The sequence below is a fragment of the Methylobacterium sp. ap11 genome, from assembly GCF_900110515.1.
Classification (GTDB): Bacteria; Pseudomonadota; Alphaproteobacteria; order Rhizobiales; family Beijerinckiaceae; genus Methylobacterium; species Methylobacterium ajmalii.
Genome location: NZ_FOEB01000002.1, coordinates 113,725 through 131,224, shown reverse-complemented (window position 1 = coordinate 131,224; position 17,500 = coordinate 113,725). Strand labels below are relative to the sequence as shown.

The 17,500-nt window shown below is 70.2% G+C and carries 18 protein-coding genes and 2 tRNA genes; 7 read left to right on the top strand and 13 right to left on the bottom strand.

Going from position 1 to position 17,500, the window contains the following annotated elements:
- The first annotated feature begins 27 nt into the window (after positions 1 to 27).
- Both BMX97_RS03115 and BMX97_RS03110 read left to right on the top strand, forming a co-directional pair.
- A tRNA-Phe gene (locus BMX97_RS03115) sits at positions 28 to 103 on the top strand.
- Positions 104 to 188: 85 nt separating this feature from the next.
- Positions 189 to 264 (top strand) — tRNA-Phe (locus BMX97_RS03110).
- 352 nt (positions 265 to 616) lie between these two features.
- Here BMX97_RS03110 and BMX97_RS03105 read toward each other — a convergent pair.
- On the bottom strand, positions 617 to 1,516 hold the full coding sequence (locus BMX97_RS03105) for a protein-methionine-sulfoxide reductase heme-binding subunit MsrQ (protein ID WP_091745340.1): 900 nt from the start codon (positions 1,514 to 1,516) through the stop codon (positions 617 to 619).
- A gap of 148 nt (positions 1,517 to 1,664) precedes the next feature.
- Between BMX97_RS03105 and BMX97_RS03100 the strand changes: the two genes are divergently transcribed.
- Entirely contained in the window at positions 1,665 to 1,976 is a 312-nt protein-coding gene (locus tag BMX97_RS03100) for a hypothetical protein (protein WP_091745338.1), read from the top strand.
- A 147-nt stretch (positions 1,977 to 2,123) separates the two neighbouring features.
- Entirely contained in the window at positions 2,124 to 2,273 is a 150-nt protein-coding gene (locus BMX97_RS31915) for a transposase family protein (protein ID WP_143074551.1), read from the top strand.
- 92 nt (positions 2,274 to 2,365) lie between these two features.
- Here the strand turns inward: BMX97_RS31915 and BMX97_RS33505 are convergent, their stop codons facing one another.
- The 9 genes from BMX97_RS33505 to BMX97_RS03055 all read right to left on the bottom strand — a co-directional run bounded on the left by BMX97_RS33505 (position 2,366) and on the right by BMX97_RS03055 (position 12,225).
- Complete coding sequence (locus BMX97_RS33505; RefSeq protein WP_244538254.1) at positions 2,366 to 2,701, bottom strand: hypothetical protein; 336 nt, start codon at positions 2,699 to 2,701, stop codon at positions 2,366 to 2,368.
- 202 nt (positions 2,702 to 2,903) lie between these two features.
- Entirely contained in the window at positions 2,904 to 4,355 is a 1,452-nt protein-coding gene (locus BMX97_RS03095; protein ID WP_091745335.1) for an MmgE/PrpD family protein, read from the bottom strand.
- Positions 4,356 to 4,490: 135 nt separating this feature from the next.
- Complete coding sequence (locus BMX97_RS03090; RefSeq protein ID WP_091745333.1) at positions 4,491 to 5,231, bottom strand: DUF7986 domain-containing protein; 741 nt, start codon at positions 5,229 to 5,231, stop codon at positions 4,491 to 4,493.
- A 321-nt stretch (positions 5,232 to 5,552) separates the two neighbouring features.
- A complete protein-coding gene (locus BMX97_RS03080; protein WP_091745331.1) occupies positions 5,553 to 6,413 on the bottom strand; it encodes a DUF429 domain-containing protein in 861 nt (286 codons plus the stop codon).
- On the bottom strand, positions 6,410 to 6,793 hold the full coding sequence (locus BMX97_RS03075; RefSeq protein WP_177202109.1) for a DUF4357 domain-containing protein: 384 nt from the start codon (positions 6,791 to 6,793) through the stop codon (positions 6,410 to 6,412). Before BMX97_RS03075 ends, BMX97_RS03080 begins: the two co-directional genes overlap by 4 nt.
- Before the next feature lie 175 nt (positions 6,794 to 6,968).
- Entirely contained in the window at positions 6,969 to 7,709 is a 741-nt protein-coding gene (gene lexA / locus BMX97_RS03070) for a transcriptional repressor LexA (protein ID WP_091745327.1), read from the bottom strand.
- An 817-nt stretch (positions 7,710 to 8,526) separates the two neighbouring features.
- Positions 8,527 to 8,733, bottom strand: a complete 207-nt coding sequence (locus BMX97_RS03065) for a hypothetical protein (RefSeq protein WP_091745326.1) — start codon at positions 8,731 to 8,733, stop codon at positions 8,527 to 8,529.
- Positions 8,734 to 8,916: 183 nt separating this feature from the next.
- The gene (glyS, locus tag BMX97_RS03060) at positions 8,917 to 11,187 is read right to left on the bottom strand and encodes a glycine--tRNA ligase subunit beta (protein ID WP_091745324.1); all 2,271 of its coding nucleotides are present in this window, start codon (positions 11,185 to 11,187) and stop codon (positions 8,917 to 8,919) included.
- Between the two features lie 84 nt (positions 11,188 to 11,271).
- Positions 11,272 to 12,225: a glycine--tRNA ligase subunit alpha gene (locus BMX97_RS03055; protein ID WP_091745322.1), complete on the bottom strand. Its 954-nt coding sequence runs from the start codon at positions 12,223 to 12,225 to the stop codon at positions 11,272 to 11,274.
- Between the two features lie 195 nt (positions 12,226 to 12,420).
- On the opposite strand from BMX97_RS03055, the gene BMX97_RS03050 reads away from it, so the two are divergent.
- The 3 genes from BMX97_RS03050 (at position 12,421) to BMX97_RS31905 (ending at position 13,755) form a co-directional block, all read left to right on the top strand.
- Positions 12,421 to 12,633 (top strand): hypothetical protein, encoded by a 213-nt coding sequence (locus tag BMX97_RS03050; RefSeq protein WP_091745320.1) that lies wholly within the window; start codon positions 12,421 to 12,423, stop codon positions 12,631 to 12,633.
- Positions 12,634 to 12,924: 291 nt separating this feature from the next.
- Entirely contained in the window at positions 12,925 to 13,083 is a 159-nt protein-coding gene (locus BMX97_RS32675) for a hypothetical protein (protein ID WP_177202108.1), read from the top strand.
- 117 nt (positions 13,084 to 13,200) lie between these two features.
- Positions 13,201 to 13,755 carry a hypothetical protein gene (locus BMX97_RS31905; protein ID WP_143074548.1) on the top strand — a complete coding sequence of 185 codons (555 nt, stop codon included), beginning with the start codon at positions 13,201 to 13,203 and terminating at the stop codon, positions 13,753 to 13,755.
- A gap of 503 nt (positions 13,756 to 14,258) precedes the next feature.
- Here the strand turns inward: BMX97_RS31905 and BMX97_RS03045 are convergent.
- The 3 genes from BMX97_RS03045 to BMX97_RS03035 form a co-directional block, all read right to left on the bottom strand.
- A complete protein-coding gene (locus BMX97_RS03045) occupies positions 14,259 to 14,525 on the bottom strand; it encodes a glyoxalase superfamily protein (protein WP_091745317.1) in 267 nt (88 codons plus the stop codon).
- 204 nt (positions 14,526 to 14,729) lie between these two features.
- A complete protein-coding gene (locus BMX97_RS03040; protein ID WP_091745314.1) occupies positions 14,730 to 16,211 on the bottom strand; it encodes a dipeptidase in 1,482 nt (493 codons plus the stop codon).
- A complete protein-coding gene (locus BMX97_RS03035; protein WP_091745312.1) occupies positions 16,208 to 17,383 on the bottom strand; it encodes an acyltransferase family protein in 1,176 nt (391 codons plus the stop codon). Before BMX97_RS03035 ends, BMX97_RS03040 begins: the two co-directional genes overlap by 4 nt.
- Positions 17,384 to 17,500: the final 117 nt, after the last annotated feature.

Genomic DNA, 17,500 nt, shown 5'->3' with positions numbered 1-17,500 from the left:
AACGCCGCTGCCCCACGCAGCCGGCGGGCCCGGGTAGCTCAGTTGGTAGAGCATGCGACTGAAAATCGCAGTGTCGGCGGTTCGACTCCGTCCCCGGGCACCACTTTCACGTACCTGACGCAAGTGGTGCCGTCCTCGGCAGAGGACGATCTGTGGTGCTTGGACCGTCGCCCTCGCGCGACCGGTGCGCCCGGGTAGCTCAGTTGGTAGAGCATGCGACTGAAAATCGCAGTGTCGGCGGTTCGACTCCGTCCCCGGGCACCATTCCTTCGAATATCTCGAACATTCAGTTGATGCCGGCAAGTAAGCTGACCAAGCTTTCATGCGCTTGCGCTTGCTTCAATGGATGATGGCTCGGCGTCATCACGCAAATCGAGCCATCGTCATTATCCCTTCCCCGTCATCCTGGGGCTCGTCGAAGACGAGAACCCGGGATCCATAACAGCCGACATGGAAGAAAGAAGGCGAAGATCGCTCCGCCTCACTCTGAACCGTCAGCGTTCATGGATCCCGGGTTCCGCTGCGCGGCCCCGGGATGACGCAGAGGATATCAGGTCTTCCGGCGAGATCGACAGGTTCGGGTTCGTCAGATCCAGGTTCGTCAGATCCAAGTCCATCACGCCCTTACCGCCGGCGCCTTCGCCGCCGACCCCTTGCCGCCCGACGCCGTCCGGTTCTGCCACAGGTTCAGCGGCACGATCAGGATCGCGGTGGCGAACACCCACCAGGCCGGGCGCACGTCGTAGGCGAAGTCGAGGTTGGCGGAGAGGACGGCCGAGGCCGGCACGCCGGTGGCGAGCGCGTACCACAGCGCCTCCAGCCCCGCCGTCGCGAGGCCGGCGGCCACGCTGAGCCCCAGGAGCGGCAGCGGCGCGGTCGGCACCTTGAAACGGTGCATCAGCCGCCAGCCCATCAGGGCGAGGAAGAGCCCGCTCCAGTAGACCGGGTTCGAGACGTCGATCTTCGATTGCAGGAAGAAGTGCAGCAGCGCCAGCGCGGTGAGCGGGTAGACCAGTCGGTGCAGCCGCGGCCAGGCCTTGCCGAGGCGGCGGATCATCCCGTCCGTCGAGGTGACGCCGAGCACCACGAGCCCGAGCAGACCGGCGAACCCGATGGTGAGGTAGATGCGGAAGACGATCTCGCTCGCCACCCGGGCGAGGTCGAACTTCTGGTCGGCGATATAGAGCGTGAAGTGGAACAGCGCGTAGGCGAGCGCGGTGAGCCCCAGCATCCGCCGCACCAGGATGAGCTTGGGCGCATTGGCGATGCGCCGCATCGGCGTAATCGCGAGCGACAGGATCAGGAACCGCACCGACCAGTCGCCCATGGCGTGCAGATAGGCGGTGAGCGGCTTGGCGCCGAGCCGGTCGAGGGCGTAGGCCACCGTGAACCACAGGCCGGGCGCCAGCGCGAGCAGGAAGACCGCGAGCTTGAACCGCGACAGGCGGCCGGCGCGGTCGAGCCACGGCCATGAAACGGCGCGGGCGGCAGGGCGGGCAGCTTGGCGGGACGGCATCGGGCGGGGATCGGCGATCCGGGGTTGGACGGTCATGCGGGAACCGGGTGCAGTGCGAGATACGCCACAGATAAGCCGCGAGCGCCGGTTTGACCCGGGCGGCCGGCCACACGATGGCGTGAGAGGCGGCACCCCGTGGAGATCCGCCGTGTCGCGCACCGCCCTCGCCGCCCTCCTGCTCCTCGCGGCGCCGGCCGCGCACGCCGCCTGCACCGCCCCGACGCCGCCGCCGGCGAGCGAGAAGCCGGTCAAGCCCGCCCTGCCGCAAAAACCCGCCTGCCTCGATGCCAAGGGCGGCTGCCCTGGCTGGGAGGCCTACACCTACAACGACGGGATCAAGGCCTACAACGCGCAGCTCGCCCCGTTCCGGACGAGCGCCGAGGCCTATGCCCGCAAGCTCAAGGCCTATGCCGACGGCAGCGTCGCGTACGCGAATTGCGAGATGCAGTCGATGCAGTGACGGCGGCGTGGTCAGCTCGCGCCCATGGCCGGCCTGCCGCAAGCCCGCATGGATGTCGACGCAGGGCAATCGGGTGAATGCTGGAGGTGGCCAAGAGCCTGAAGCTCTGAAACGATCGTCCGCCCTGACGTGGCTCGAGAGCGAGCGATGGACGAGGCGAGCGAGCCGGGAGTCGCCATGTTGGAGGCGACGGTGTTCGTCGATCCTTTCGCGGACCTGCCCGACCCGCGCCAGCCCGGCAAAGTCGCCTATCGCCTGGACGAGGTTCTGTTCAGCGCCACGCTTGGCCGGGGCTGAAAAGCCTCATCGTCGTCGACCGCACCCGTGATACGAGCACCCGTGACGCGGCAACCAGGATCGAGCGTGAGACCCGCTGCTACCTGACCTCGTCACCGCTCGGCGCCGACCGCCTCGGGCCTGCCATCCGGCAGCACCGGGCGATCGAGAACGGACTGCACTGGATCCTCGACGTCGCCCTCCACGACGATCAATCGCGCATCCGCACCGCTCATGCTCCGCAGAACATGAAGACGGTCCGCCACATCGCGGTGACCGTGGCAGCCCGCAAAAAGCGCAAGGACTCCATGCGCCTCGCCCGCAAAACCGCAGGCTGGGACGACGACTATCTCGTCAGGCTCGTTGCCCCATGACACTTCACCCGATCGCCCTGGGTCAGCCAGTCCGCTCGAGGGGATCCGGGCGAAGGCTCCGACGAAAAAGGTCACACGGTCGAAACGCGTCGGCTGCGCCGGGGGGGAGGCAACGACGCCGGGACAGGCCGACGGTGCGGGCGGCGCGGCATGCCGCCGGTGCGCCGGCCAGGCGCGTCGCCGAGACCTGTCCGGTGGACGGCACCCTGATCCCGCGCGCCGCTTGCACGGGTCGCTCGTGACGCGCGGCGAGCGCCCGGCTGCGGCGTGTCTCCGGTCAGGCCCGCGCCCCGGCCCGGGCGACCTTGCCGGCGTCCTTCAGGTTGGCCACGTCCCGGCACAGGCTCATGACGCGCCGGATCTGCGCCTCGGGCAGGATGCCGTCGGCGAGGTCGGTGAACTTGCGCTCGAGGTCCGCGTCGCTCATCGGGTTCTCGACGCTGCCGACCGCGTGCTCGATGTGGCGCGTCAGCGTGCGCCCGTCCGCGAGCGTGATCGTCAGGTCGACCTGCTCGGGCTTCACGCCCGGGGTGACGGTCGGCACCACCTTGGCGCGCAGGGCCGTCACGACGGGGTCGCGCACCGCCCGGTCGCTGAACTGCTTCTCGCCGCCCGCCCCCTCGACGAGGGCCACCGCCACCGCGTGGGTGATGCTGAACTTGCCCTCGAGCCCGGTGCGCGGCGCGGTCTTGCCGGTGAGCTCCAGCACCAGCGGATGCACCTTGAGGTCGACGCGCTGGATCTGCTCAGGCGTCAAGCGGTTCTCGGTGCGCAACTGCACCGCCGCATCGATCGCCGGATGCATGACGATGCCGCAGGCGAAGGGCTTGTAGGTGTTGAGCGCCGCCTCGTAGCGGCTGCCCAGCCCCTCGGTGATCTCGCGGTAATCCTGCTTCGTCGAAAGGGTGTTGGCCCAGCCGCGCCTGGCCTCGATCATCCCGTCCGAGCTCGTGTAGTTCTTCGAGGCCAGGATCGCCGCGAACAGCCCGTTGGCGGCGGCACGGCCGGGGTTGAAGCTCTTGTTCATCGAGCCGAACGACTCGCGCAGGCCCACCGGCTGCGAGGCGGCGAGCCCCAGAGCCCAGACCATCTGCTGCTCGGAGAGCCCCAGCAGCCGGCCCGCGGCGGCGGCGGCCCCGAACACGCCCGCCGTGCCGGTGATGTGCCAGCCGACGTCGTAGTGGTTGGGATAGACCGCGTTGCCGATCCGGCACTCGGTCTCGACGCCGAGCACGAGCGCGTTGAGGAACTCGGCGCCGGAGACCGGACGCATTTCGGCCAGCGCCAGGATCGCCGAGGCGACCGGTCCGGCCGGGTGGATCACGGTCTTCAGGTGGGTGTCGTCGTAGTCGAAGATGTGGCTCGACACGCCGTTGAGGAACGCGGCGTTCATGATGTCGAAGCGTTCGCTGCGCCCGAACAGCCCGGCCTGCGGCGGCCCGGAGAAGGGCTGGAGCGCCGAGACCGCGACGTCGAGGGTCTCGTGGTGCGAGCCGCCGATGGCGACGCCGACCCAGTTGAGGAAGGTGCGGGTGCCCTCGCGCCGCACCGCCTCGGGCAGGTCCTCGAAGCGGGCCGTCGTCACGTAGCGGGCGAGCGTGCGGGTGACGTCGTGCGGCGGGGTCGACCGGGCGGGCGGCGCGACGGGGTCGGAGGCGGCCTGCGCCGTGCTGCCCGCGAGCGCCAGGCTCGCGGCGCCGAGGAGCGTGCGGCGGTCGATACGGGTCATGGCGTCCTCCTCCGGTTCGTCGTCATCCCGACCGTGCCCGCGACGCGGCGTGTGGCGGGAGCGGACGAACCCCGGGCAAGGCCCGAGGTTCGTCCGGTTGAATCGCGAGCGCCACGGGCGCGTTCCGGTTGCCCCTCACTTCGGTCGTCTGCGGCCCCGGCGAGGCCGTGCCACGGGCGTGCCTTGCGGGACGCCGGCCTGTCGCATCAGGGCTTCGACGACGACCTCGGGCATGTCCACCTCGTCGAGGCTGGGCAGGCTCCGCGCCTGGATGTCGTCGGCATAGAGCGCGGCCGCCAGGGAGTGGCGGATGGGCAGGCGGTTGCCGCGGGCGGCGGCCTGCGTGCAGAATGCGACCAGATCCTCTTGCGGCTCGACGATGATGCCGAAGCCGGCGTGGAACGACCCGGCCTCGAACAGCCGCATGCCGATCACCTCCCCATCGGAGGCGGAGGCTTCGAGACTCTCGTCGACGAGCCAGAGGCGGCGTCCGGCGGCGAGCAGGTCCTCGAGCCATAGACCGGCCTGGGCGTGCCGCCCGGCCACCCGGAAGATCGACACGAACGCGCCCTCCATTCGGCGGGCGACCTCCTGCTCGCCCGGGTCGAGAGCGGCGAGGCGATCGCGCAGGAAGCCGTCGAAGACGCGCCGGCCGCGCTGGTTGGGCTCGAACAGCGCCACGTCGCAGAGCATATTGAGGACCGTGTCGTCCGCGAGGTGCGCCTCGTCGAGGAGGCCGAGATGCTTGGCGGCCCGGTTGAGGTCGGGCTTCCTGCAGGCATCCACGGCCTGCGCGAGGACGGCCTGGATCGCGCACCGGATCGGCCGATACTGGGCAAGGATGGTGCCCCGGGCTGTCGCCTTCTCGCCGGTCATGATCGTTCTCCCGCCCGCCAGGAGATAGGTCGCATGGAGAATATTCGGGAGCGGGCATCACCTAGGCCGGCGCCCGGGACAACGACTATCTCGACCTCGTCGAGCCGGCCTTCATCGCCTCCGGGCCGAACGGAGCGGACAGGTTCCGCTTCGGCGCCGTCGCCGCAAGCCTCGACGGCGCCTGCAGCCGAACCGATGTCGACTTCCGCTTCCAGGGCTCGGACGAGGGCGACGAGGTGTTCGGCGACGGCTGGGCCGAGTGCGACGGTGCCGACACGATCCACGGCGAGATCGCCTTGCGGAACGGCGACGAGACCACCTTCAAGGCCCGCCGCTGGCCGAGGCCGTGACGCGGCGCTCGGGGTCGACCGGAACGGCGCAAGCCTTGGCGGCAGTCTCGAGCCGCGTTCGCACCGACGGGCTTGCCGGCGCCACCATGTAGCCCGCGATGCGGTCGCCGATCATGATCGAGCTGTGACGTGGCTGGACGAGCCAGTGCAGCCCGATGAGGGCGCAGAGCACCGCGTCGAGCCGGTCCTGGTCGGCCTTGCGCGGGGTTGCGATCCGCGCCAGGTCGTCGGCCCAGTCCGCGAGCCCGGCGATCCTGGACTCGACCGCTTGCCGCCGCACCGCCGCGATCACCGCCTGCCAGCCCGCCAGCGTGAAGGTCTTGCGGCGGGCCGGGTTGTAGCGCGGTCCGCGCAGGCGGCCGTCGAAGGCGGGATCGAGGGACGGCATCGCCAGGGCGGGAAAGACCTCCATCAGGTAGAGGCCGCGGATGGCCTCCCGCGAGGCCTCCGGATCCTCCGTCGCGCCGAGCCGCTCCTTGAAGCGCCAGAGCGGGGCCGCGTCGTCGAACATCCCGGCCTTCCCGCGGTTCGCCGGCTGCACGCCGCCGCCGAGCCAGGAGATCAGGGAGGCCGCGACCCGATCGACCGGGCGCATCCCGGTCGCGTTCGGAACCAGGGTCGGCTGGTCGAGGGCGACGAGGCGCAAGTCGCTGATGGCGCTCTCCGCCTCGATCGCCGCGCGAGCCTCGTCGAACGAGGCGAGGCGCGGCGGCACGAGGGTGCGGCGGCCGGCCCGGTCGATGCGAATCGTGCAGATCGCACCCGGCGCACGAGGGTTGTCGGTCCAGGCCGAATCGAACCCGATAATGCTGGTCGTCCCGACCACGCTCACGGGCCGGCACTCCGCATGAGCATGGACCCCTCACCCAGCACATCGTGTTCGCGAAACCCGTCACCGAGCCGCTTCCGGTCCGTGACCCTGATCGAGTCACCAGGCCCTGTCGAGCTGCAGCCCTCGACCAGCGCCGAGGCCGGCGAGGGACTCGTGAAGAAAATGTCCTTGGTCAAGCTCAGGCAGCCGCCCTGCGGCGCGAGGGCGTTCTCGCCGGCGAACTGCTCGCGCAACTTGCCGAGGTTCACTGGCAAGCCGTCGGTCGTGGTCGGGCTGACGAGCGAGCCGGCGCGGAGCACGTCGCCGCCGCCGATCATGTCGAGATAGGCCTTGTGGGTTTCGCTGCGCGGTCGTGCGGTCGCATAGAAGCTCTGCCGCACGGGCGCCCGAACTGGCGCCATGGGCACGCCCGCCGGAGCTGCGGACCGGATCAGGCCCGCAGAACATGGCGGCGTGCCACATGTTTTTCCGGAAGCGTCGCTCCCCCTCTTCCGGCCTGCTTCGCAGGCCACCCTCCCGTGCGGGGGGTCGGGCGAAGGCGCTCCCCGCGCGAACTCAGTACTTCCGCACCAGGCTCACCAGCCGGCCCTGGATCCGCACCCGATCCGGCCCGAGCACCCGGGTCTCGTAGGCCGGGTTGGCGGCCTCGAGCGCGATCGACGAGCCTCGGCGCCGCAGGCGCTTCAAGGTCGCCTCTTCGTCGTCGATCAGCGCCACGATGATGTCGCCGGTATTGGCGGTCTCCTGGCGGCGGATCACCACGAGGTCGCCGTCGAGGATGCCGGCCTCGATCATCGAGTCGCCGCGCACCTCCAGGGCGTAGTGCTCGCCGCTGGCCAGGAAGTCCGGCGACATCGCCACCGTGCGGCTCTGGCTCTGGATCGCCGAGATCGGCGTACCGGCGGCGATCCGGCCCATCACCGGTACGCTGACCGAGTGGCCGTTCTCATCCGAGGCCGTCGCCATGGCGGGGATGCCGGCTTGCCGCTTCGGCTCGTGGGCGCGCCCGCCCTCGACGACGCTCGGGTTGAACCGCACCACCTCGGCCCCGGCCGCGGGAGCCGTCGCCGGCCCCGTCACCGTATCGGGGATGCGGATCACCTCGATCGCCCGGGCCCGGTTCGGCAGACGGCGCAGGAAGCCGCGCTCCTCCAGGGCGGTGATCAGGCGGTGGATGCCCGATTTCGACTTCAGGTCGAGGGCGTCCTTCATCTCGTCGAAGGACGGGGGGACACCCGTCTCGCGCATTCTCTGCTGAATGAAGCGGAGCAGGTCCAACTGCTTACGCGTGAGCATGTGACTCTCTCATCCCCGCGCTGCCGCGCTCCGGAAACAAATCGCGAACATGGTAAGCGTTCCGCAAGTGTTCCGCAAGCGGCTTTGAAAAAACGGGATGTTGGGGCGGAAGAAGCCGAGTACCACGCGCCATCGGACGCGGCTCCAGGGTCCAGACTCAGCATCGCCTCTCGCGGCTGGACAAGAACCCGGCCGTGCGGGCGTTCATCGCGGATCGTCTCGGCACCGACGACGTCGAAACCATACGCCGTGCGGCGATTGTCCGGTTCGAAGAGGAAAGCGTGCCTTCGCGCTCCGCCACGAACCCTTTCGCGATCAGACGACGCGCGGCCGGCGCCCGGACCGGCCACCGAAAGCGCAACCGGACAACGCCCCGACCACCCCGATCCGACCGGCGGGACCACAGATCATTCCGCTCGATCCCGGAATTCCTTCGCCAGTTATTGATCACCACCGCCAGAGAGCCGTGACGGGTACGGGAGCGTCGAGGTTACCGTCCGGGAGACTCGCGCCCATCTCGGCGTCGAGACCCAGCGCCAGTGGTCGGGCCGGGTGATCGCCCGCACCACCCCTGCCTGCTCGCCCTGCTCTCCGCAATCTCCTGTCGGCAGCGCGTCGGCCCGCTCGCGAACGCCGCAAGGCGGTGCAGGCCGCCCGGTACCCGAAGGCGCAACCCGCCCTCCCGGATACGCTCGCTGGCGTGAGCGCGTTTTGGCGACATCCCGGCTCCAGCGGCACAGAACGAAACCGTGCTTCGCCCCTGCCGCCGCCCGGGGCCCGCCCTCCCTGCAACGCAGCCTGAAGGCCAAAGTCGAGCTTAGTGCCCGCCCTCGTGGCCGTGGCTGGTGCCGATCACGCAGAGCGCCAGACCGGCGATACCGCCGATCGTGCCAAGCGGGGTCTGGTAGCGCCAGGAGGCGTAGTAGCCGGCACTGCCGATCACGACCCCGAGCAGGGTGAGCACGATGCCGCGGGCCGAGACTCCCGGCTTGTCCCGGTGCGGTCGGATGGCGTTCTGGTGCATCGCAGTCAAAGTCCCTCGCCGCACCGTGTCGATCCGCCGGCCCCCGGGGGGACCGCGGGAGCCGGGGGGCGGCCGCCCTCTCCCGCCGGGGAAACGCGGGAGACGCGGATTGGCTCACGGCGCCGGATCGACGGCCGGACGCGCGCGGCCGGGCTTACGGGAGAGCCCGGTCGCGCGTTGCGCTCAGCGGCCCTCGCCGCCGATGCGGGAGAAGTCCGCGACCTCCCGGGTCGCCGCCCGGAGCGCGTTGAGGAGCGCTAGGCGGTTGGCGCGCAGGGCCGGCTCGTCGGCGTTCACCGTCACCTTGTCGAAGAAGGCGTCGACCGGCGCACGCAGGGTCGAGAGCGCCCGCATCGCCCCCTCGAAATCCTCCACCGCCACGGCCTTGCCCGCCTCGGCGCCGGCCATCCGCAGGGCCTCGGCCAGGGCCGATTCCTCGGGCAGGCGCAGGAGGCTCTGGTCCGGCGCCGCATCGTAAGCGCGACCGTCCTTCTTCTCCTCGATCCGCAGGATGTTGGCGGCGCGACGGGAGCCGGCGAGCAGGTTCTTGCCGTCCTCGGTGTCGAGGAAGCGGCCGAGCGCCTCGACCCGGCGCACCACCATCAGGAGGTCGTCCTGCCCGGGCAGCGCGAAGACGGCGTCGATCAGGTCGTGGCGGGCGCCTTGGTCGCGCAGGTAGACCTTCAGCCGGTCAACGAAAAACGAAAAAAGGCTCTCACAAACCTCACGCGACTGTTTATCGATTTTTTCGTACTTACCCAAGCTTTTTCCGAAATAATCGTCATCAATAGCAGATTTGGCCACCTCATAGGACGGCTCACTTAAATCCATGCCTGCAATTGCAGAAAGGGCTTTCAATCTTGCGGCCGAATCATATTTTCGTGCGATTTCCAATGCGACGGGCATATGTGCGGCGCGGACGATGTAATCCAACCGCATTTTTATATTATTTTCGAGTAGGAGGCGAATTACACCTAGCGCCGCCCGCCGCAGGGCATACGGATCCTTACTGCCAGTAGGCTTCTCATCGATTTCCCAGAAACCTGCAAGCGTATCGAGCTTGTCGGCGAGCGCCACCGCCACCGAGACCGGCTCGGACGGCACCCGGTCGCTGGGCCCGAGCGGCTTGTAATGATCCTCGATCGCGGCGGCGACCGCCGGGTCCTCGCCCTGCTCGGCGGCGTAGTAGCGGCCCATCAGGCCCTGCAGCTCCGGGAACTCGCCGACCATCTCGGTGACGAGGTCGGCCTTGGCAAGCCGCGCCGCCCGCTCGGCGAGATCCGGGTCGGCCCCGACGACCGGCGCCAGCGCCCGGGCGAGGGCCGCGATCCGCTCGACGCGCCTGGCCTGGGTGCCGAGCTTCTCGTGGAACACGATGTTGCCGAGCTTCGGCAGCCGGTCTTCCAGACGGGTCTTGCGGTCGGTCTCCCAGAAGAACGCCGCGTCGGAGAGGCGCGCGCGCACCACCCGCTCGTTGCCGGCGACGATCGCGGCACCGCCGTCGGAGGCCACCAGGTTCGAGACCAGGATGAAGGCGTTGGCCAGGCGCTCGCGCCCGTCCGGGCCGGGCGCGCCGCGAAGCACGAAGCACTTCTGGTTCGCCCGGATGGTCGCGCGGATCACCTCCGGGGGGATGGCGAGGAAGCGCTCGTCGAAGGCGCCCATCAGGGTCACCGGCCACTCGACGAGGCCGGCCACCTCCTCCAGCAGACCCTCGTCCTCGACGAGGTCGAGGCCGCGCGCGAAGGCGAGGTCGCGGGCGTCGTGCAGGATGATGTCCTTGCGCCGGTCGGCGTCGAGCACCACGAAGGCCCGCTCCAGGGCCGGCAGGTAATCGGCGAAGCGGCGCACCTCGATCGCCTGCGGCGCCAGGAAGCGGTGGCCGCGGGTGGTGAACCCGACCTCGACCCCGTCGATGGCGAAGGGGACCAACTCGGGCGTCTCGGTCTCGGGACCGAAGCTCGCGACGATCGAGTGCAGCGGACGGACCCAGCGGAGCGAGCCCGGCTCGCGCGAGGCCGCGCCCCAGCGCATCGATTTCGGCCAGGGGAAGCTCTTGACGATCGCCGGGATGATCTCGGCCAGCACTTCGATGGTCTCGCGGCCGGGCCGCTCGATCACCGCGACGTAGAACTCGCCCTTCTTCGGGTCGGAAACGACCTTGGCCTCGTCGAGGCTGGCGAGGCCGGCGCTCTTCAGGAAGCCCTGGACGGCGCCCTCGGGAGCGCCGACGCGGGGCCCTTTGCGCTCCTCGCGCACGTCCTGGCCGCGGGCCGGCAGACCGGCGACGTGGAGGGCGAGGCGGCGGGGCGTCGCGAAGGCCTTGGCGCCCTCGTACAGGAAGCCGCGCTCGACCAGCGCGTCGGTGACGAGCTTGCGCAGGTCCTCGGCCGCGCGCCGCTGCATGCGGGCGGGGATTTCCTCGGAGAAGAGTTCGAGCAGCAGGTCGGGCATCGGGCGGCCTCGAGGCCCTTCGTCGGGAGGGCCCGGAATCGGGAAGGGGAGGATGGCGGGGTGTAGCGCCGGGCGGCGCGGATGTCAGGCGGCGGGCGCTTCCGCGAGGCCGCCCGCATCGGTGCGCCGCCAGGCCTCGCCGCAGGCTTTTGCCAGTTCGCGCACCCGCAGGATGTAGCTCTGCCGCTCGGTGACCGAGATCACCCCGCGCGCGTCGAGCAGGTTGAAGACGTGGCTGGCCTTGATGCACTGGTCGTAGGCCGGCTGCGCCATGCGGTGGCGCGGATCGTTGCTGTCCGCCCCCGGCTCGCCGGCTTCGAGGTAGGCCCGGCACGCGGCCTCGGCGTCGCGGAACTGCCGAAAGAGCATCTCGGTGTCGGCGGCCTCGAAGTTATGGCGCGAGTATTCCTGCTCGGCCTGCAGGAAGACGTCGCCGTACGTGACCTTCTCGTCGCCCTCGCGGCCGTTGAAGTTGAGGTCGTAGACGTTCTCGACGCCCTGGACGTACATCGCCAGGCGCTCGAGGCCGTAGGTCAGCTCGCCGGCGACCGGTGAGCATTCGAAGCCGGCGACCTGCTGGAAGTAGGTGAACTGGCTCACCTCCATCCCGTCGCACCAGCATTCCCAGCCCAGGCCCCAGGCGCCGAGCGTCGGGCTCTCCCAGTCGTCCTCGACGAAGCGGATGTCGTGGAGCGCGAGGTCGACGCCGATCGCCTTGAGCGACGCGAGGTAGAGCTCCTGCAGGTTCGGCGGGTTCGGCTTCAGGATCACCTGGAACTGGTAATAGTGCTGGAGCCGGTTCGGGTTCTCGCCGTAGCGCCCGTCCTTCGGCCGGCGCGAGGGCTGGACGTAGGCCGCCTTCCAGGGCTTGGGGCCCAGTGCCCGCAGGGTGGTGGCCGGATGGAACGTGCCGGCGCCCACCTCCATGTCGTAGGGCTGGAGGATCACGCAGCCCTGCGCGGCCCAGAACCGCTGGAGCGTCAGGATCAGGCCCTGGAACGAGCGGGTCGGCTGGAGGTCGGCGTCGATGGCGGTCATGGGCGGGGGCTTGCGGCTCGGGCGGGGTCGGATCGTGCCGCGACCCTTGGGAACCGGCGGCGCCCGAGTCAAGCGCGCGTGCGCCCCCGCACGAACCCGAAGCGGGGCTGGAACCGGAAAACGGTCAAGCTCGTTGACAGTACAGATCCGAACACGATGCCGCCGGGTGCGGTGCAAGACTAGGGGAGATTGTCCGTGACCCACCGCCTGACCTTGGTCGCCGCCGCCGCACTGCTCTCCCTGGTCGCGACCCCGCTGGTGGTGCGGGCGGGCGCGGATGCCCCGAAGACCGAGCCGACGGCCGCCGTCGAGGCGGCCAAGCCCGCCGCCGCCGAGGCGCCGCCCCCCGCCTGCCGCACGGTGCGGGTGGTCTATGCCGGCTACGGCACGCCGGCCTGCGGGCGGTAAGGCGGCGCCGAGCCTCGGGCCCAGGCCTGAACCTGGACCCGACCTCGCCGCGACCGGACACTCTTGCGAGACGACACGAGATCCCGGGGCCGCGCGCGCGGCCCCGGGATCTCGCGTTTGCCGGGGGGATTCGCCCGGCACAACCCTGCACCCGATGCGATCTACCGTCGGTTCGGCGATGGCGGTAAGACGGTCGTCGCCGCTCAAGCGCGACCGCGCGACGCCGACGTGGAAGAGACTTCTTTCCTCTCGCATCGCCGCAGAACCGACGCGCGTCCCGGGAGACACGCCATGTCCATCTCGACCGACCCCGCCGATCCCCGCGCCGCGATCCGCCGGGGCGCCATGACGCCGTTCCAGGTTGGCGGTGGCGGTCTGCGTGCTGATCTGCGGTATTATGCAGCAAGCTCACCGGAAAGCGTTGAGGTGAGATGGCAAGGCGCGGTCTGAAATTTGTCAGTGCGGGATATCAAGCGGATTTATCAACACGGCGCGTTGCAAGTTGGCATAATGGCTTGACATGCGCCCTGGACGGCGACAGTTTGCATCTTGCGCAGAGTGCCGCCTATGACCGACCCGAACCCCATCGACGCGCTAATTCAAAGGCGCAACGCCAACGTGACCAAGGCCACTCGGCTTTCTGAGCAGCTTGTGGCTTTGCGTCGTGAGAACGACGAGATTGATATCGCGATAAAGGCTCTTGATAGGCTCGGCTTCAAGGGGGCGCCCCCCGGCAAGCCCGCGGAGAGCACCGCTGCTGGGCTTGTTCAAGCCAAGCTAATAGATATAACCGTTCCTGATATGATCTTTGCTATCATCGGCGATGATATCATTGGCGACGGCGTTGATGCATCAACAATAATCGCCGAGATTAAGCGGCGCTATATGCCGGATCCAGATCCAAATATTATTCGACCAACGCTCTGGCGCCTAACGAAGGCAGGGCGACTGATGAAGATGGGCGGTAAATACTTTCTTCCAGATCCGTCCTCCATTGAGGAGGAGGAGGAAGAAGACGAGTCTGAGTCCGATGACTCCTCATCTTCTAAAAATGGGCCGGCCGGCGGTGGTGCGTCGGCCGGCCCAGATGCCGAGTCAGAATATGAGGACGATATCCTCTAAAATCTGACTCTCCGTCTCACCCCGCGTCCGGTCGGGCGCCAACGAGGAGAACGATATCGCGTCATTCACCCCCTCTAAGAGAGGGGAGAAGCCGGGTCAGCGGTTGCAACGCCAACCCGGCGACGAACATGCAAACTACCGGCTTGGAGGCTGACAGGCTGCGATGCTCCGCACAGCTAATGTCGCACGTCTGAGTCCAGCCTTCAAGCCGGGTAACCCAAAATCGCAGTTTAGCGAAAGGTTTACCTATGCCTTATGAGTTCCCGTGCGACCGCCTAACGGCTTGCCACATCCTCCACGCCGTGAAGGTTCTCGGGTGGAGCCAAGCACGAGCGTCCCACTATTTCTGCGTTAACGGCGGCACGGTCAGTAAGATCGTGCGCGGCCTCGCGCATCACGGGGCGGGGCCGCTGCCCTTCTGATCTAAGGGGTTACCAGCCCCGGTAAAAAAAGCCCGGCCGGGCTCTCCGCCAGCGTTAGCCCGGCCTCCTCAAACGCACGCTTCATCGCCAGCAGGTTGTTGGCAAGTGGCGGGCGGCGCGCAGGACCGCCGAGGGATCGGCCTCGGCGGCAGGCTCCGGCGGGCCCGGCGGGCGATGGTCGCCCCGGGCGCGGAAGTGCTGGAAGTTGCGGTGGCCGGCGGCCCGGGCCAGCATGTTCAGCATCTCGACGTGGCTCGGCGGGCTCGCCCGCGACGCCCATTGGGCGCGCAGCGATTTGGCCAGCGCCGACACGTCGCGGGTCGCGAAGGGGATCGGGTCTCTCGGCACGGTTCATCTCCGGATGCCGACCTGGGATCAGGTGTCGAGGGTCACCGGCTTGCGACGCGGCACGGGAACGAAGGCATGCCGAAGGACAACGGGCAGGTTTAGCTCCCCTCCTCGGGGCGGTGACGCCTGGGTGACTGCCGACCCGGAACCCATCGTAGCGGGTTTGCCCGCCGCGGCAACTCCCTGCGGGGGCCCTGGCGCACCTCACGCCGCCAGGCACGCCCGGGCCACCCGCAGGTAGTTGCCGCCGAGGATGCCGGCGGTCTCGTCCGGGGTGAACCGGGCGAGGAGGTGGGCGGCGAGGTCGGGCAGGGCCGCGTAATCCGGCAGGGCGCTCGGGCCGACGAGGCCCATCATGTCGGTACCGAGCCCGACATGGTCCGCCCCGACCACGTCCGCCATCCGGGCGATGCCCTCGGCCAGGGCCGCGAGGTCGGGAAACAGGCCCGCGGGCGGCCACAGGCCGATGACGCCGCCGGTCGCCGCGACGATCCGGGCATGGGCAGGGGTGATGCGGCGGGTCCAGGGCCGCGACCGCGTCGTGAGCGAGGTGTGCGAGAGGACGAGGGGCTTCGTCGCCACCTCGGCCGCGCGGCGCACCAGCGCCTCGGTCCCGTGCGCCACGTCGACGATCACCCCCAGCGCCTCGCACGCCCGGATCACCGCGGCGCCGAACCCCGTCAGGCCGCCATGGACCGGGGGCTCGGTCTGGATGTCGCCGAGCGCGTTCGCCCGGTAATGCGTGAGCTGGAGGTGGCGCAGGTCCGCCCGCCGGTAGGCCTCCTCGAGGGGGCCGAGGTCGCCCTCCAGGAAATCCGCGCCTTCCGCGGCGACGAGGATCGCAGGCTCGGCGGCCCGGGCCGCCGCGAGGTCGGCGGCGTTGCGCACCAGGCGCAGGCCCTGCTCGCGCACCAGGGCGTGCAGGCGGGCGAAGCCCCGCTCGGCGTAGGATCGCAGTTCGCCCGGCTCGGGCTCGCGGAAGGCGCGGATGCGGCCCTCCGGCGTCACCCGATGGGTCGGCGAATCCGATACGATCGCCAGGCAGGCGACCGCAAGGCCGCCGGCCCGCATCGGCGGCGCCAGCGGCGTGAACGGCGCGTGCCCCTCCGCCTGGCGCACCCGCAGCACGCGGCCGGCATGGCTGTGGCAGTCGATCGTCGGGCGCGCGGCGAGGAAGGCCGCGGCCCGCGCGCGGCGGGCCTCGGTCACCGCGTCGGTCGCGGCCTCGGATGCGGCGGCCGGCGCGGCATCCTGCGCGGCGGCGGCGACCGGCAGGCAGAGGAACGAGGCCGCCGCGACGAGGCCGCGGCGGGAGAGGCCCCGATGGGAGAAGCCCGGACGAGGCGGCGCGCGGTCGGGCACGACCACGGCGGCGTCGAGCCGGTAGCGCCAGCCGCACGGATCGTCGTGCAGGCGGCGAAAGCGGCCGTGCAGGGTCACCGCCCGGCCGTCGAGCGGGATCGGCCCATCGGCGCGCACCTCGATGCAGGCGGCCGGATGGCCCGGCAGGCAGCCGCCGCAGCAGGCGGGCTCCGGCACGAGCAGGCAGTAGCGCGCCTCGGCCGCCTCCGTCGCGGCGACCGGCCAGCCGGTGACGGTGACGAGGCGTGCATCGGCCCGGTCGGCCGCGCCGTCGAGGAGCGCGGTCCAGGGCAGGAGCGGCGCGGGTGGGAGCGGCGCGGTCATTTCCTGAGTTTCTGTCCGACGAGGAGGAGTCGCCGCAGCGCCGCCGCGGCGACCCAGCTGCCGGCCAGCGCGACCGCGAAGGCCGCACACCCCTTCGCGACGGGACCGGCCGTCAGCCCGAGCAAGCCGGCCTGCACCCATGTCACCACGGGATAGTGCAGCAGGTAGATCGCGAAGCCGTTCGCCGCGAGGCTGTCGAGGACCGGGCGACGGCCTCCGGCGACGCGCAGGAAGACGGCCGGCAGGGCGAGGCAGGCGGCGGCGCAGAACGCCACCTGCGCCGCGCCGACGAGCGCCAGCGTCGCGAAGCCCGGCAGGTGCAGCGCCCGGCCGAGTTGGGGCGCCGCCGCGAAGGCGGCCGCGGTCGCGACGGCCAGTGCGGCCCAGGCCCCGCAGCGGCGGGCGAGCGCCCGCCCGAACCCGGCCACCGCCGCCGGGCCGCCCCGTCCGAGCCAGGCCCCGGCGGCGAAATACGCGGCGTAGAGGCCGATGCGGCTGCCCTGGACGGCGAGCGGCCCGATCGCGAACCAGCGGACCGGGCCGACCGCGAGGAGGAAGGGCAGGAAGGCGGCCGCCGTGACGGCGACGAGCCCCGCGAAGGACCGACCCGGCCGCCCTGTATCCGCGGCGCGAGGGAGCGCCGGTCCGCGCGCGACCATCAGGGCGGCGCCGGCGTCGAACAGCAGCAGGACGCCGATGAACCAGGGCGGACCGCTCGGCCACGGCCCGGTCGTGACCGTCGCGAGCCAGAAATCCGAAAAACCCGGCGCGCCGCCGGCCTGGAGGAAGGAGGGGTAGTAGGCGAGCGGCATCAGCGTGAGGACGGCCGCGCAGAACGGCAGGCCGAGGCGCGAGAGCCGCCCCCGCAGGTAGGCCTTCGCGCCGTGCCGCGCGAGGCCGTCCCGGACGAACAGGCCCGAGAGCCCGAACAGCAGCGGCATGAAGAACCCGTCGTTCAGCATGACGAGGCGGTCGAACCCAATCCAGCGCGCGGAATCGACGATCGGCGCGGTCGACAGGGCGTAGTGGACCCGGTCGACATGACCGAAGGTGCAGTAGGCCAGCACCGCGTGGTGCAGCACGACGAGGCCGACCACGAACCCGCGCATCCGGTCGAGCGCGACGAGGCGCCCGGCCGGCTCGGCGGGGGAAGGGCGGGCGGTGCCTGGCATCGTCGCGGGGTCGGTTGACGCAGCGTCCCGTTGTAGGCCCGGCCCGGGCGCGGGGCCAGCCGCCCCGCGCATGATGGCCGGATGACGCGGGGGCACTATGTCCGGTCGCCTGCGACC